Source organism: Stenotrophomonas sp. MMGLT7, from assembly GCF_021168555.1.
In the GTDB taxonomy this organism is placed as follows: domain Bacteria; phylum Pseudomonadota; class Gammaproteobacteria; order Xanthomonadales; family Xanthomonadaceae; genus MMGLT7.
On sequence record NZ_JAJOZS010000007.1, the window covers coordinates 173,790 to 188,592 of the forward strand.

Here is a 14,803-nt window from a genome sequence, read left to right on the forward strand (position 1 = left end):
CCCCCACGTGGCAGTCGCCGCACGCCGCACCGATGACCCGCGGCTTGGCATCACCGCCCGCATCCGGATAATCGACGGTCTTTGCGGCGTCCCCCGCCGGGCCGCCCCGTCCTACAGGCAACAACCACGCATGACCGATCTCGCCCGCCCCTCCTTCCACGGTTTCGAGCAGCTGCCGCTGCGCGAGTACGCCGAGCGCGCCTACCTGGACTACTCCATGTACGTGGTGCTCGACCGCGCCCTGCCGTTCCTCGGCGACGGCCTCAAGCCGGTGCAGCGGCGCATCATCTACGCGATGAGCGAGCTGGGGCTCAACGCCGCCGCCAAGCCGAAGAAGTCCGCGCGCACGGTCGGCGACGTCATCGGCAAGTACCACCCGCACGGCGACAGCGCCTGCTACGAGGCGCTGGTGCTGATGGCGCAGCCGTTCTCCTACCGCTACCCGCTGATCGACGGCCAGGGCAACTTCGGCTCCACCGACGACCCCAAGTCGTTCGCGGCCATGCGCTACACCGAGTCCAAGCTGACCCCGATCGCCGAGGTGCTGCTGGGCGAGCTGGGCCAGGGCACCACCGACTGGGCACCCAACTTCGACGGCACCCTGGAGGAACCGTCGTGGATGCCGGCGCGGCTGCCGCACCTGCTGCTCAACGGCACCACCGGCATCGCCGTCGGCATGGCCACCGACGTGCCGCCGCACAACCTCAACGAGATCGTCAGCGCGCTGATCCGCCTGCTCGACGATCCCGACGCGAGCGTCGCCGACCTGTGCGAGCACGTGCGCGGCCCGGACTACCCCACCACCGCCGAGATCATCACCCCGGCCGCCGACCTGCGCGCGATCTACGAGAGCGGCAACGGCAGCGTCCGCGCCCGCGCGACCTTCGCCAGGGAAAACAACAACATCGTCGTCACCGCTCTGCCCTACCAGGTCTCGCCGTCGAAGGTGATCGAGCAGATCGCCGCGCAGATGCGCGCCAAGAAGCTGCCGTGGCTGGAGGACATCCGCGACGAGTCCGACCACGCCAACCCGGTGCGGGTGGTGCTGGTGCCGCGCTCCAACCGGGTCGACGTCGAGCAGCTGATGGGCCACCTGTTCGCCACCACCGACCTGGAGAAGAGCTACCGAGTCAACCTCAACGTGATCGGCCTGGACGGCCGCCCGCAGGTGAAGAACCTCAAGCAGCTGCTGAGCGAGTGGCTGCGCTTCCGCGACTCCACCGTGACCCGCCGCCTGCAGCACCGGCTGGAGAAGGTGGAGCGGCGCCTGCACCTGCTGGAAGGCCTGCTGGTGGCCTTCCTCAACCTGGACGAGGTGATCCGCATCATCCGCAGCGAGGACGAGCCGCGGCCGGTGCTGATGGCGCGCTTCGGCCTGAGCGAGGAGCAGACCGACTACATCCTCGAGACCCGCCTGCGCCAGCTGGCGCGGCTGGAGGAGATGAAGATCCGCGGCGAGCAGGACGCGCTGGCCGCCGAGCGCGAGCAGATCCAGGCCGTGCTCGCCAGCAAGGCCAAGCTGAAGAAGCTGATCAAGGACGAGCTGCAGGCCGACGCCAAGAAGTTCGGCGATGCCCGCCGCTCGCCGCTGGTGTCGCGCCAGGCCGCGCACGCCATCGACGAGACCGAGCTGGTGCCGAGCGAGCCGATGACCGTGGTGCTGTCGGAGAAGGGCTGGATCCGCGCCGCCAAGGGCCACGACGTCGATGCCGGCGGGCTGTCGTACCGCGACGGCGACGGCCTGCTGGGCGCGGTGCGCGCGCGCAGCACCCAGCAGGTGGCGTTCATCGATTCCGAGGGCCGCAGCTACTCCACCGCCGTGCATACCCTGCCCTCGGCGCGCGGCAACGGCGAGCCGCTGACCGGGCGCTTCTCGCCGGCCCCGGGCGCCTCGTTCCAGGCGCTGGCCAGCGGCGACAACGACACCCGCTTCGTGCTGGCCTCGTCGCACGGCTACGGCTTCGTCACCCGCTTCGAGAACCTGACCAGCCGCAACAAGGCCGGCAAGGCCCTGCTCAACCTGAGCACCGGCTCCAAGGTGCTGCAGCCGGCCATCGTCTCCAACCCCGACAGCGACCGCATCGTCGCCGTCACCAGCGCCGGCAACCTGCTGGCGATCCCGGCCGGCGAACTGCCCGAGCTGGACAAGGGCAAAGGCAACAAGATCATCGACATCCCCAAGGCCAAGCTGTCCACCGAGCGGGTGGTCGCGGTAGCCGCGGTGGCTCCGGGCAACACCCTGCTGGTGAAGAGCGGGCAGCGCACCATGAGCCTGTCGTTCAAGGACCTCGACGGCTACCTGGGCGCGCGCGCCACGCGCGGGCACCTGTTGCCGCGGGGTTGGCAGAAGGTGGACGGGCTCGACGTCCAGTAGTTCGCCCTGCCCGGGCGCGGCGGCGCGTTCGCCGTCGCGCCGACCGGCTCAGCGGGAAGCCGTCGGCGCGGCCGCGGCCAGCGCCGAGCGGGCCCGCTCGATGAACGGCACGTCCTCCGGATCCGGGCTCTCGCCCAGTACGGAGATCGCCGCCTGCAGCAGGGGCGCGGCGCGTTGCCCATCGCCGCGTGCCGCCAGCGTGGTGGCGCGCAGCGCCGCCAGTCGCGCATGCTGCAGCGGTTCGCTGCCGATGGCCGCCTCCGCATGCGCCTGGAGCACGTCCAGCAGTCGCTCGGCCAGCGCCCACTCGCCCCGCGCCACGGCGTTGGCCGCATACCAGAATCCCACCTGCCAGGTCTGCGGGTTGGCCGCGCCGTAGTCCTGCAGCAACTGTTCGTAGGCGCTGCGCAGCGGCGCCTCGGCGCGCTGCTGTTCGCCGGCCAGGTACAGCACCTGGCCCAGCGCCCCCTTCGCCGTCACCGCCATCACGTGGCCCTCGCCCAGGCGCGCGGCGATGCCCTCGGCGAAACGCTCGGCGTGCCGCACCGCGGCCGGCCAGTCATGCTGCCGGCGGGCGACGTACGACAGGCTCCTGACCAGGATCATGTTGTTGGTGCTGCCTTCGCCCAGCACCGCGACGATGTCCTTCTGCGCCTGCAGCAGCAGTGCCTGCGCCTGCGCGTACTGGCCCTGGCGGCTGCGCGCGTCGGCGAGCACCTGCCGGGCGATGGCCAGGCTCAGCGGGTTGCGCCGCGGCCGCCGGCCGATCTCCTCGATGAGCCCGGCGGCGAGCTCGCCTGCCTCGCGCGGGCGCTCGGCGTGGTTGTAGAGCTGGCCCAGGTCCAGCCGCACCGAGTCCAGCTTGTCGGTCTGCTCCGGCCGGTACTGAGCCAGCAGCCGCGCACCGCGCTCGAACTCGGGAATCGCCCGCCCGGCATCGCCCTTGTTGCCGTGGTAGTTGCCCCAGGCCAGCGCCCGGTATGCGTCCACCTCGGGCTCGGGATGGCCGGCCGCCTCCCGGTCCAGTTCCTGCAGCGTCCGCAGCGCCTCGTCGAAGCGTCCGCTGCGGGTCAGGACGCCGGCCAGCGAGGCCTGCGCCTTCAGCGTCTCCAGCCCGGCGGCGCCGTGCTCGCGAGTCAGGAGCACCAAGGCCTTGCGCACCTCGTCCTCGGCCGGAGCGAGCATCTCGATGCCGTTGAACAGCGCCGCCAGCGAAATGTGCATCGCCGCGGCCACCCGCGGCTGCGAGGCGAAGCGCGGACCGATGCGCTCGCGTGCGGCCAGCAGCACCTCGCGCACCGGGGCGTCGGCGCCGCCCCCGGCGATGAGCGGGTTGGCCTGCCCGATCACGTCCTTGCCGATGAACTCGTTGAGCGCGGTGGCCTTCTCCAGTTCCAGTTGCGCGACACGGCCGGCCTGCTGCGCGCGATGGTGGAACCACAACGAAGTCGCCAGGCCCAACGCCAGGATCGCCATCGAGGCCGCCACCAGCGGCCGCCGCGCACGGGCACGCAGCAGCGCCTCGCGGTCGCGCCGCGCACGCGCCTGCGCCTCGGCGGCACGGGCGGCGTCCTCGCGCCGGCGCTGCAGCCCGCGCAGCCGCACCGCCAGCTCCGGCACCGACGCCAGCCGGTGTGCGGGATCGCCATCGGTAGCCAGGGCGATGTCCTCGCGCAGCAGGGCGTCGTCGATGTCCTTCTCCCAGCCCGGCGCCATCGGCCTGCCGGGATCGCCGGCGAGCAGCTGGTACAGCACCAGCCCCAGCGCGTACACGTCGCCCTGCACGGTCTGCGGACCGCCGGCGACGACCTCGGGCGGCAGGTACAGCGGCGTGCCGGAGCCGGCGTCCGAGCCGGAGGGACGGGTGGCGGCGGGATCGTGGCGGGTGATGCCCAGTTCGTCCAGCCGCCCGGGATCGAGCAGGCTGCCGCTGCCGAAGTCGGCCAGGCGCGCGTGCCAGCCGCCGTCGGCCGCGGCGATCAGGATGTTGGCCGGCTTGATGTCCTTGTGCAGCACGCCGAGCTGGTGCGCGGCGGCCACCGCGTCGGCGAACTGCAGGAACAGCTGCAGGCGCTGGTCGCGCGGCATGCCCTGCAGGTGCGTGCGCGACCACTGCAGCAGGTCCTGCCCATGCCAGGCGTACTCCAGGAAGAACGGCGCGTCCTCGAAGTGCCAGTCCAGCAGCCGGGCGAAACCGGACCGCGTCGCCTCGCCCGCGGTCGCCAGCAGCCGGGCCAGGGTCGCCTCGCGCCTCAGCCCGCGCAGCCCGGCGCTGCCGGCGGCGTACTTGTAGACGCGACGCTCGCCGGTCTTGAGGTGCTCGCCCAGCCATACCTCGTTGCCGTGCGACCCGCCCAGGCGCTCGCGCAGGACGAAGTGCGCGCGCTGCGCAACCGGCTGGCCCGCGCGCAGCAGCGGCGCCGCCGCGACCCGGCTGCGGACCACGACGCGCTCGCGCATGCCGTCGAGGCGGTAACCCAGGCGCGGCTGGGTCGCCAGCAACTCGGCATTGGCCGGGCCGAACGCCTTCCTCAGCTTGTTCACCGCATTGGGCAGTACCTTGTCGACGGTGACCCGCCCGGCCCAGACCTGGGCGAACAGTTCCTCCTTGGTCACCACCTCGCCGGCATGCCGCAGCAGGCAGGCCAGCACCTCCAGCGCGCGCCGCTCCACCTCGACCGGCGCGCCGTCCACGTACAGCTGGAACCGCGCCTCGTCGAACTCCGCCGTGCCGAAGCGGTAGCGGTATTCGAACGCCCGTTCCGCGGCCTCCCGTGCAGCGGGATCGCTCATCCGGTGTTCCTCCAGTCGCTCATCCACCCGATCCGGCACCTGCCGGCAGCCGACACAGGCCCTGACGCCGGCGCCCCTGCCGTCCCGTTACCGGACGATACCAGCGTGCAGCGCGGCGTCTGCCGGCGTTACCGAACCGTTACCGGAAAGTACCACCGCCGCGCGGACGCCGCCCCTATGGTTCCCGCTTCCCGACGAGCCCCAGGAGCGCGACTCATGAACCCACATGCGAATCTTCCCGGATGGAACGGTGCCCGCTCGCCCGCCGCGGCGCGGACAGGGCTTCGCCCGCCTCGGCCATGGCGCGGCTGCGGCCGGGGATGGATGCTCGGGGCGCTGCTCGCCCTGGCCTGCCCCTCGCCCGCCCTCGCACAGTCCGGCGAAAGCGAGGTCCGCCGCGGCGTCGTCACCGCGATGACCCCGGTGGCCAAGAAGGGCGGACTGAGCAGCGGCACCATGCGCAGGCTGGGCGCCAGCCTCGGGCGCACGCTCGGCACGCGACTGGCCGGCAGCGAGGGCTATCGCACCGGCAACGACCTCGGCGCCGACCTGGGCGAGAGCATGGCCTCCACCGGCGGCGGCCGCCACCTGCTGGAGGTCCGCCTGGACGGCGGCGGCGACATCGCCCTGGAGACGGAAACCGCGAGCCTGACAGGGGTCTCGGTCGGCGCCCGGGTGCGGATCATCGGCAGCGGCAGGCAGGCGCTGGTCCGCGCCGAATGATCCCCCCCGCCCCGCAGCTGACGGCCGCGCACGGCAACGTGGTGCGTGGACTGCCACGCCTCTTCTACTTCACGCGGGAGCTTGCGCTCCCGCTCGCACCGGCACCCACCCTCAGGAGAAAAACCCAATGAAGATCGGAACCATCGCAAGAACGCTGGCGCGCGCCGCCGTGCCGGCCATCGCGCTCGCGGCGAGCGGCGGATGCGCGTCGGTGGCGGTCACCTCCGATACCCTCGCGGAGCGCACCGCGTTCGCCCTGGGAATCGGCACCCAGGAATTCACCATCAGCGACCGCGTCGACAGCGGCGTGAGGACCGACTACCGGGTACAGACCCGCGACGGCACCCGCTACGCCTGCTACGTCACCGGCATCGTCAGCGTCACCGGCCGCAGCGTCTCCGACGCGATCTGCTCGCGCCAGGGCGCGGCTACCGAAGCTGCGAAGCCCGCCGATGCGGGCAGCGCACCGGCCAGCTGCAACGCCTTGCTCAAGGCCGCCGGCAAGTGCTGAGCGCCGCCGGCGGCACCCCGAGGGGGATGCCGCCGGGCGCCGCGTCCATCAGCCCGACACGCCCTTCTCGTCGATCTTCGACAGTTCGTAGTTCTCGCGGCCGATGCGCTTGATCAGGCCCAGCTGCTGCTCCAGCCACCAGGCATGGTCCTCCTCGGTATCCTGCAGCTGCTTGAGCAGGATGTCGCGGCTGACGTAGTCGCCGTGCTGTTCGCACAGCTTCATGCCGGCGGCCAGGTTGGCGCGCACTTCGTACTCGACCTGCAGGTCCTTCTCCAGCATCTCCACCACGGTCTTGCCGGGGTCGAAGTCATTGGGCCGCATGTCCGGGTCACCCTCCAGGAACAGGATGCGCCGCAGCAGCGCATCGGCGTGCTCGGTCTCCTCCTGCATCTCGTGGTTGATGCGCTCGTACAGCGCCTTCAGCCCCTGGTCCTCGTAGCGGCGGGAGTGGATGAAGTACTGGTCGCGCGCGGCCAGTTCGCCGCGCAGCAGGTACTTGAGGTATTCGACGACTTCGGGCTGGCCTTTCATGGGGTGATCCTCGGGTTCGACCCGCGCATGGTGCCGCATCGCCGGCGACGATGTTCTAATCGGAATCAGTTTCAGTTCCGCCGCCGCGCGCGGCGCGCGGCGGCCGCGGTCGGCACCTGTTCCGGGGAAGAGACATGCTCAAGTGGATGCGGCGCGCACTGGCGGCGCTGGCGATCGTACTGCTGCTGGCGGCGGCCGGCGCCTGGGCGCTGCTGCGCGGCAGCCTGCCGCCGCTGCAGGGCGAACAGGCCCTGCCGGGACTGTCCGCGCCGGCGAGGATCGATCGCGACGCGCGCGGCATGGTCACCATCGAGGCCGCCAATGCGGTGGATGCGGCGCGCGCGCTGGGCTACGTGCATGCGCAGGAGCGCTACTTCGAGATGGACCTGGCCCGGCGCAGCGCGGCCGGCGAGCTGGCCGGCCTGTTCGGCCCGGCGGCGCTGGAGCTGGACCGGGCCAATCGCATCCATCGCATGCGCGCACGCGCCAGCGCCAACCTGGCCGGCTTCGCCGGAGCGCGCATGCAGGAACTGCAGGCCTACAGCGATGGCGTCAATGCCGGCCTTGCGGCCCTGCGCGTGCGTCCCTGGCCCTACCTGCTGCTGCGCCGGGCGCCGGCGCCCTGGCGGCCCGAGGACTCGGCCCTGGCCGGCTACGCGATGTACTTCGACCTGCAGGATGCCGGCAACCGCCGCGAACTGGCACTGGATGCCCTGCGCCGGGCATTGCCGCCTGCCCTGTTCGAACTGCTGGCGCACGACGGCAGCAGCTGGGATGCACCGCTGCAGGGGCCGGTGCGCGGCGATGCGGTGCTGCCCGGTGCCGACGAGGTAGACCTGCGCAAGGCGGCGGTATCGGAAGGGGAAGAAACCGGCAGGGATGCCGGGGCGCTCGCCCTCACTCCCCCCCCTGCTTCGCAGGCGGTCCCCCTCTCTGCCGCCCAGCGGGAGAGAGACGTCGGTGGGCCGCCTGCGGCGGCCGGTTTTTATCCTGGCAGCAACAACTGGGCGGTGGCCGGCACCCTCACCGCCGACCGCCGCGCCATCGTCGCCGACGACATGCACCTGTCGCTGCGCGCGCCCGGCCTGTGGTTCCGCGCGCGCCTGCGCTATCCCGATGCGAGCGCCGCCGGCGGCCGCGTCGATGTCGCCGGCTTCACCCTGCCCGGCCTGCCGGCGGTGATCGTCGGCAGCAACGGCCATATCGCCTGGGGTTTCACCAACAGCTATGCCGATACCGCCGACGCGTTCCGCGTGCATCCATGCGCAGCGGGAACGAACGCCTCCGCTGCCTGCGACGCGGTCCGCGTGCACCGCGAGACGATCGAGGTGGCCGGCGCGGCGGCGCAGGCGCTGCTGGTCGAGGACACCGGCTACGGCCCGATCGTCCGCCATGACGCCGACGGCTCGGCGCTGGCGCTGCGCTGGGTCGCGCACCAGCCCGGCGCGCTGAACCTGGGCCTGGCCGGTTTCGCCGGCGCCGGTTCGCTGCAGCAGGCCTTCGCGCTGGCCGACGACATCGCCACGCCGGCGCAGAACCTGGTGCTGGGAGACGCCGGCGGCCGCATCGGCTGGCGCGTGCTCGGGCCGCTGCCGCAGCGTGCCCCGCCATGCAGCGACGGCTCGCGCATCCACGACGCCCGCGATTGCCCGCCCTGGCCGATCTCCACCCGGATCTCGCCGCAGCTGCTGGACCCGGCCGACGGCCGCCTGTGGACCGCCAACAACCGCATCGTCGACGGCCAGGCGCTGGCGGTGCTCGGCGACGGCGGCTACGCACTGGGCGCACGGGCACGGCAGATCCGCGACGGCCTGCGCTCGCGCGAACGCTTCGACGAGCATGCGCTGCTGGCGATCCAGCTCGACGACCGCGCGCTGTTCCTGCAGCGCTGGTGGGCACTGCTGCAGCAGCAGGCCCGGCGTGCCGGCGCAGCGCAGCCGGCGCTGCAGGCGCTGGCGCGCCGCGCCGGGCACTGGGACGGACGCGCCAGCATCGACTCGGCCAGCTACCTGATCGTCCGGCAATGGCGGCGCGCGGTGAACGAGCGCATCGCCGCCGGCCTGCTGGCCCCGGCACGCGACGCGCTCGGCGAACGGATGCCGATGCCGCGGCTGTCGCAACTGGAAGGCGTCGCCTGGCCGCTGCTGCAGCAACAGCCCGCGCACCTGCTGCCGCCCGGCCACGCCAGCTGGCCGGCGCTGCTGGACGCGGCCGCCGCCCAGGTACTGGCCGAACTCGACGTCGACGGCAAGCCGCGCGGCTGGGGTACGCACAACACCGCCTCGATCTGCCACCCTCTGGCACAAGCGCTGCCGGCCGTGGCCCGGCGCTGGCTGTGCATGCCGGCAGACCCGCTGCCCGGCGACACCGACATGCCACGGGTGCAGGCGCCGGCCTTCGGCGCCTCGCAGCGCATGGTGGTCGCTCCCGGCCACGAGGCCGACGGCATCGCCCACATGCCCGGCGGCCAGAGCGGCCATCCGCTCTCGCCGTACTGGGGCGCCGGGCACGAGGACTGGGTACGCGGCCGGCCCACGCCGTTGCTGCCGGGTGCCGCGCAGCACACGCTGGTACTGCGCCCGGCGGATTGAACGCGGCCCGATGGTCCGGCGCACGCGTTGCCGATTCGTGCCGGAGACCCGCCACGCGGTGGGGTTTCCGCATCGACGACCGGTACGCGCCACCGCGACAACGGACCCGCGCAGGGCCCTCCGGCATGGGCCAAACCCGATGGACATGCACGGCCCGTCAGCCGCCGCCGACCGGCCGGTTCAATGTCGGTTGACACTCGATCAGGGAGGATGGGGGCTCTCCCCCTGCACGAAAAACGCGATGAAGCCTTTGAGCATCCTCATTTTGCCGGCGCTGGCATTGCCGGCCGCACTCGCAGTTCTTCCCGCCCACGCCGCGGCAGCGGCCGGCGACGACCGGCCCGCCTGCAGCGTCCACGCCAAGCCCGGCGACGACCTGCAGGCCGTCATCGACGGCGTCCCCGCGGACGGCAAGCCGGCCGCCGTCTGCCTGGCCGCCGGCGAGTACCCGCTGCAGCGGCTGCTGTCGATCCAGCGCGACGGGCTGGTCCTGCGCGGCCAGGGCCCGACCACGGTGCTGCGCATGCGCGACGGCGTGCAGCAGCCGCTGGTCGTGATCGGCGACTACGAGAACGAGGAGCCGGCGCGCACCATCCGCGGCGTGGCGGTCGAGGACCTGCAGCTGGTCGGCGGCCAGGCCGAGCACGAGTTCGTACCCGAACGCCCCTACCTGAGCATCAGCGCGGTGGTGATCCGCGGCGGGCGCGACATCCGCCTGAGCGGCCTGCAGGCCAGCCGCTGCCGCAGCGCCTGCCTGTTGAGCGAGCGCGGCAGCCAGGACCTGCTGTTCGAGCGCAACGACGTCTCCGGCGCGACCTGGGACGGCGTCTCCTTCAACCGCACCGCCAAGGTCCGGCTGATCGACAACTACATCCACGACAACGTCGCCGCCGGCGTCACCACCGAGCACCTGGAGGACAGCGAGATCCGCGGCAACCGGTTCGAGCGCAACGGCAGCCAGGGCATCTACCTGGCCGACGCGCGCCGCAACCGCATCGTCGACAACCAGTTCCTCGACAACAAGAGCGCGGGCGTGTTCCTGGCCTGCTCGATCCGCTACCGCACGCCCGAGATCCTGTGCTGGGACAACAGCATGAGCCAGGACAACCTGTTCGAGCACAACCGCTTCCACGGCGGCCCGTACACCTACACCATCGGCGTGGACCGCGCCGCGAACTGCAAGGCGCCCGACTTCAAGCAGAACCAGTGGCGCGGCAACGAAGCCGACGCGTCCGGCTTCAACCCGCCGGTGGAGATGTATGGCAGCTGCGTGAGCAGCCTGTAGCGGCGAGCCTGCCCATACCCGGTCCGGCCAGCGCGGGCTGCGCGCTTGTCGAACCGTCGGATGGGGACTTGCCGCAATGACCTTCCGCTGCTCCGGGAACCTTCGCCTGCCCCGGCCCGAGCCGGGGCAGGTTCGCCGGGCGCCTTTCCCAGCAAGCGGCCGCGGAACGCGCGACCTCCGCTACGGCGCGCGCAGCAGCAGCCGCAGGCCCAGGCCGGCCATCAGCGCCGCACTGGCGCGATCCAGCGGCCGCCGCGCCCGCGCCCAGCAGCGGCGCGGGGCCGGAGCGGACAGCACGCAGGCCACCAGCACGAACCACAGCGCATCGACCGCGAAGGCGAGCAGCGGCAGCACCACGTAGTCGGACGCCGCACGCGCCGGCGGCAGCAAGGTGGCGAACAGGCTGCCGAACACCAGCGCGGTCTGCGGGTTGCCGAGCTGGGTCAGCAGGCCGAGCACGAACGCCGAACGCACCTGCGGGCCGGCCTGCTGCGCCGGCGCGACGGCGTCCGGCGCCCGCCGCCACAGCCGCCACGCCAGCCACAGCAGGTAGCCGGCGCCGGCGATCGACAATCCACGGTGCAGCGCCGGCACGCGTTCGAGCAACGCCTGCAGGCCGAGCAACGCGACCAGCGCGAACACCGCACACCCCACCCCCATGCCCAGCGCGGCGGCAATGCCGGCGGCGCGCGAGCGGCCGGCCGCCAGCCGCGCCACCAGCAGGAAGCTGGCACCCGGGCTCATCGCCCCCAGCGCCAGCACTCCGGCGATCGCCAGCAGCGCGGCGGCGCTCACGCCAGTGCCTGCTCGTGCACCCCGGCCACCGCGCGGCCGGACGGATCGGCCATGCCGGCGAAGCTGGCGTCCCAGGCGATCGCCGCCGGCGAGGAACAGGCGATCGACTTGCCGCCGGGCACGGTCTCCGCGGCGCCCGGGCTGGGATAGAACTGCTCGAACAGCGAGCGGTAGAAGTACGCCTCCTTGGTCTGCGGAGGGTTGACCGGGAAACGGCCGGCGGCGGCGGCCAGTTCGCGGTCGGACACCTGCGCCTCGGCATGCGCCTTGAGCCCGTCGATCCAGCCGTAGCCGACGCCGTCGCTGAACTGCTCCTTCTGCCGCCACAGGATCGAATCGGGCAGGTAGCCGGCGAATGCCTCGCGCAGCACGCCCTTCTCCATCCGCGCCGCGCCGGCGGCGGCCTTGTCGATCATCTTGTGGCTGGCATCCATGCGCATCGCCACGTCGAGGAACTCGCGGTCCAGGAACGGCACCCGCGGCTCCACGCCCCAGGCCATCATCGACTTGTTGGCGCGCAGGCAGTCGTAGTTGTACAGCGCGTCGAGCTTGCGGATCAGCTCCTGGTGGAACTCGCGCGCGTCCGGCGCCTTGTGGAAGTACAGGTAGCCGCCGAAGATCTCGTCGCTGCCCTCGCCCGACAGCACCATCTTCACCCCCATCGCCTTGATCCGCCGCGCCAGCAGGAACATCGGGGTGGAGGCGCGGATGGTGGTGACGTCGTAGGTCTCGATGTGGCGGATCACCTCCGGCAGCGCGTCCAGGCCTTCCTCGAAGGTGTACTCGAAGCCGTGGTGCACGGTGCCCAGCGCCTCGGCTGCGATCGCCGCGGCGGCCAGGTCCGGCGAGCCCTTCAGGCCGATGGCGAACGAGTGCAGGCGCGGCCACCAGGCCTCGGCCTGGTCGTTGTCCTCGATGCGCTTGCGGGCGAAGCGCGCCGCCACCGCCGCCACCAGCGACGAGTCCAGGCCACCGGACAGCAGCACGCCGTAGGGCACGTCGGTCATCAGCTGGCGATGCACCGCCTGCTCGAACGCCTCGCGCAGTTCCTGCGGCGAGACCTGCACGCCCGCGACCGCGTCGTACTCGCGCCACGGGCGCTGGTAGTACTTCACCAACTCGCCGCTGGCGCTGTCGTAGTAGTGGCCCGGCGGGAACTGCGCCACGTCGGCGCAGTCGTCGGCCAGCGACTTCATCTCCGAGGCCACGCGCAGGCGCCCCTCCTTGTCGTGGCCCCAGTACAGCGGGCACACGCCGATCGGGTCGCGGGCGACGATGACGCGGCGCGCGGCCTTGTCCCACAGCGCGAAGGCGAAGATGCCGTTGAGCCGGTTGAGGAACGAAGCGGGTTTGTCTTCGCGATACAGCGCGTTGATCACCTCGCAGTCCGAGCCGGTCTGGAACGCATAGGGCTGCTTCAGCTCGGCCTTGAGCTGCCTGTGGTTGTAGATCTCGCCATTGACCGCCAGTGCCAGCTGCCCGTCCTCGGACAGCAGCGGCTGCGAGCCGCCGGCCGGATCGACGATGGCCAGGCGCTCGTGCACCAGGATGGCACCGTCGTCCAGGTACACGCCGCTCCAGTCCGGGCCGCGATGGCGCTGCCGCTGAGAACACTCAAGCGCCTGCCGGCGCAGCAGGTGCAGGTCGTCGCCGGACTGCAGGTCGAAGATGCCGAAGATCGAACACATGGGGGAAAGGCTCCTGGGTGATTTTGTTCATTGCCCGATCCGCGAGGCTCGGGAGTCGTGATCGTGAATCCGCATATCCCACATACAAAAAAACCCGCATCGGCCGATGCGGGTTTTCTGGTATCCGGGCGTGTGTTGCTGGTTACGCCTGATCGCAGTCCCGCATCGGCCGCGCACGATTGTTCGCCGCATTGTTATTGCGGTTGACAACGTTGGCGGTGCGGTTGGAGGAGCGGATCATGCGGCCGACCTTAACCCGGCCTTCGCGGAGGGCGCAACTGTTACGCGAGCAACCGTTCGATCAGCCGCAGGTACAGCTCGGGCAGCGCCTGCAGGTCGGCGACCGAGACGTGTTCGTCGACCTGGTGGATGCTGGCGTTGACCGGGCCGACCTCGATGCACTGCGCCCCCAGCGGGGCGATGAAGCGCGCGTCGGAGGTACCGCCGCCGGTGCTTTCCTCCGGCGCGGCGCCGGCGAATCCGCCCAGCACCTCGCGGGCGATGCCGCGCAGGCGGCCCTCGGGGGTGTAGAACGGTTCGCCGCTGCGATGCCAGCGCAACTCGTGGTCCAGGCCATGGCGATCCAGCAGCGCGGCGATTTCCCTTTCCAGCGCCGGCGCGTCCCAATGCGGGTTGTAGCGCAGGTTGAACAGCACCTGCAGCTCGCCGGGGATCACGTTGTTGGCGCCGGTGCCGGCGTGGATGTTGCTGACCTGCAGGCTGGTCGGCGGGAAGCTCTCGTAGCCGTCGTCCCAGTGCCGCGCCACCAGCTCGGCCAGCGCCGGCGCGGCCAGGTGGATCGGGTTGCGCGCCTTGTGCGGATAGGCGACGTGCCCCTGCACGCCCTTCACCGTAAGCGTGCCGGACAGGCTGCCGCGGCGTCCCACCCGCAGCAGGTCGCCCAGGCGCCCGGTCGAGGACGGCTCGCCGGTGATGCACCAGTCGATGCGCTCGCCGCGCGCGCGCAGCGTCTGCGCGACCTTGCGCACGCCGTCGATGGCGTCGCCCTCCTCGTCCGAGGTGAGCAGCAGCGCCAGCGTGCCCGGGTGGTCGGGATGGGCGGCGGCGAAGCGCTCGGCCGCGACCACGAACGCGGCCACGCTGCCCTTCATGTCGGCCGCGCCACGCCCGTACAGCACGCCGTCGCGCACGTCCGGCGCGAACGGGTCGCTGCTCCACGCCTCGCGCGGCCCCGGCGGCACCACGTCGGTATGGCCGAGCAGCAGCAGCAGCGGCCCGCCCTCGCCGTGCGTGGCCCACAGGTTGTCGACGGCGCCGTAGCGCAGCCGCTCGCACAGGAACCCCGCGCGTGCCAGCCGCCCGGCGATCAGCGGCTGGCAGCCGGCATCGTCGGGGGTGACCGAGGGCCGCGAGATCAGCTCGCAGGCCAGTTGCAGCACATCGCTCATTCATCACTCCTGGGTCACGGCCGCCTGCCCCATCACCGTCCCGTAGGAGCGACTTCAGTCGCGATGGGGCTTTCCCGGTAAAGCCCCATCGCGACTGAAG

10 protein-coding genes are annotated in these 14,803 nt (G+C 71.9%); 5 read left to right on the forward strand and 5 right to left on the reverse strand.

Annotation, left to right across the window (positions count from 1 at the left end; genetic code table 11):
* The first annotated feature begins 130 nt into the window (after positions 1-130).
* A complete protein-coding gene (gene parC / locus LRX76_RS11185; protein WP_231805147.1) occupies positions 131-2,374 on the forward strand; it encodes a DNA topoisomerase IV subunit A in 2,244 nt (747 codons plus the stop codon).
* Positions 2,375-2,422: 48 nt separating this feature from the next.
* Here parC and LRX76_RS11190 read toward each other — a convergent pair whose 3' ends face one another.
* The gene (locus LRX76_RS11190; RefSeq protein WP_231805149.1) at positions 2,423-5,167 is read right to left on the reverse strand and encodes a winged helix-turn-helix domain-containing protein; all 2,745 of its coding nucleotides are present in this window, start codon (positions 5,165-5,167) and stop codon (positions 2,423-2,425) included.
* Positions 5,168-5,491: 324 nt separating this feature from the next.
* On the opposite strand from LRX76_RS11190, the gene LRX76_RS11195 reads away from it, so the two are divergent.
* Positions 5,492-5,890, forward strand: coding sequence for a hypothetical protein (locus LRX76_RS11195; RefSeq protein ID WP_231805151.1), 399 nt, complete (start codon positions 5,492-5,494; stop codon positions 5,888-5,890).
* A gap of 127 nt (positions 5,891-6,017) precedes the next feature.
* Positions 6,018-6,401: a hypothetical protein gene (locus LRX76_RS11200; protein WP_231805153.1), complete on the forward strand. Its 384-nt coding sequence runs from the start codon at positions 6,018-6,020 to the stop codon at positions 6,399-6,401.
* Between the two features lie 48 nt (positions 6,402-6,449).
* On the opposite strand, the gene bfr is transcribed toward LRX76_RS11200, so the two are convergent.
* Positions 6,450-6,935, reverse strand: a complete 486-nt coding sequence (gene bfr / locus LRX76_RS11205; protein WP_231805155.1) for a bacterioferritin — start codon at positions 6,933-6,935, stop codon at positions 6,450-6,452.
* A gap of 134 nt (positions 6,936-7,069) precedes the next feature.
* Between bfr and LRX76_RS11210 the strand changes: the two genes are divergently transcribed.
* Both LRX76_RS11210 and LRX76_RS11215 read left to right on the forward strand, forming a co-directional pair.
* On the forward strand, positions 7,070-9,526 hold the full coding sequence (locus tag LRX76_RS11210) for a penicillin acylase family protein (protein WP_231805157.1): 2,457 nt from the start codon (positions 7,070-7,072) through the stop codon (positions 9,524-9,526).
* A 241-nt stretch (positions 9,527-9,767) separates the two neighbouring features.
* A complete protein-coding gene (locus LRX76_RS11215; protein WP_231805159.1) occupies positions 9,768-10,811 on the forward strand; it encodes a right-handed parallel beta-helix repeat-containing protein in 1,044 nt (347 codons plus the stop codon).
* Positions 10,812-10,991: 180 nt separating this feature from the next.
* Here LRX76_RS11215 and LRX76_RS11220 read toward each other — a convergent pair whose 3' ends face one another.
* From LRX76_RS11220 to dapE, 3 genes are all read right to left on the reverse strand, one after another.
* Entirely contained in the window at positions 10,992-11,606 is a 615-nt protein-coding gene (locus LRX76_RS11220; RefSeq protein ID WP_231805161.1) for a LysE family transporter, read from the reverse strand.
* The gene (asnB, locus tag LRX76_RS11225) at positions 11,603-13,294 is read right to left on the reverse strand and encodes an asparagine synthase B (protein ID WP_231805163.1); all 1,692 of its coding nucleotides are present in this window, start codon (positions 13,292-13,294) and stop codon (positions 11,603-11,605) included. The genes LRX76_RS11220 and asnB overlap by 4 nt, the downstream gene beginning before the upstream one ends.
* A gap of 281 nt (positions 13,295-13,575) precedes the next feature.
* On the reverse strand, positions 13,576-14,703 hold the full coding sequence (gene dapE / locus LRX76_RS11230) for a succinyl-diaminopimelate desuccinylase (RefSeq protein ID WP_231805165.1): 1,128 nt from the start codon (positions 14,701-14,703) through the stop codon (positions 13,576-13,578).
* Between the last annotated feature and the right edge of the window lie 100 nt (positions 14,704-14,803).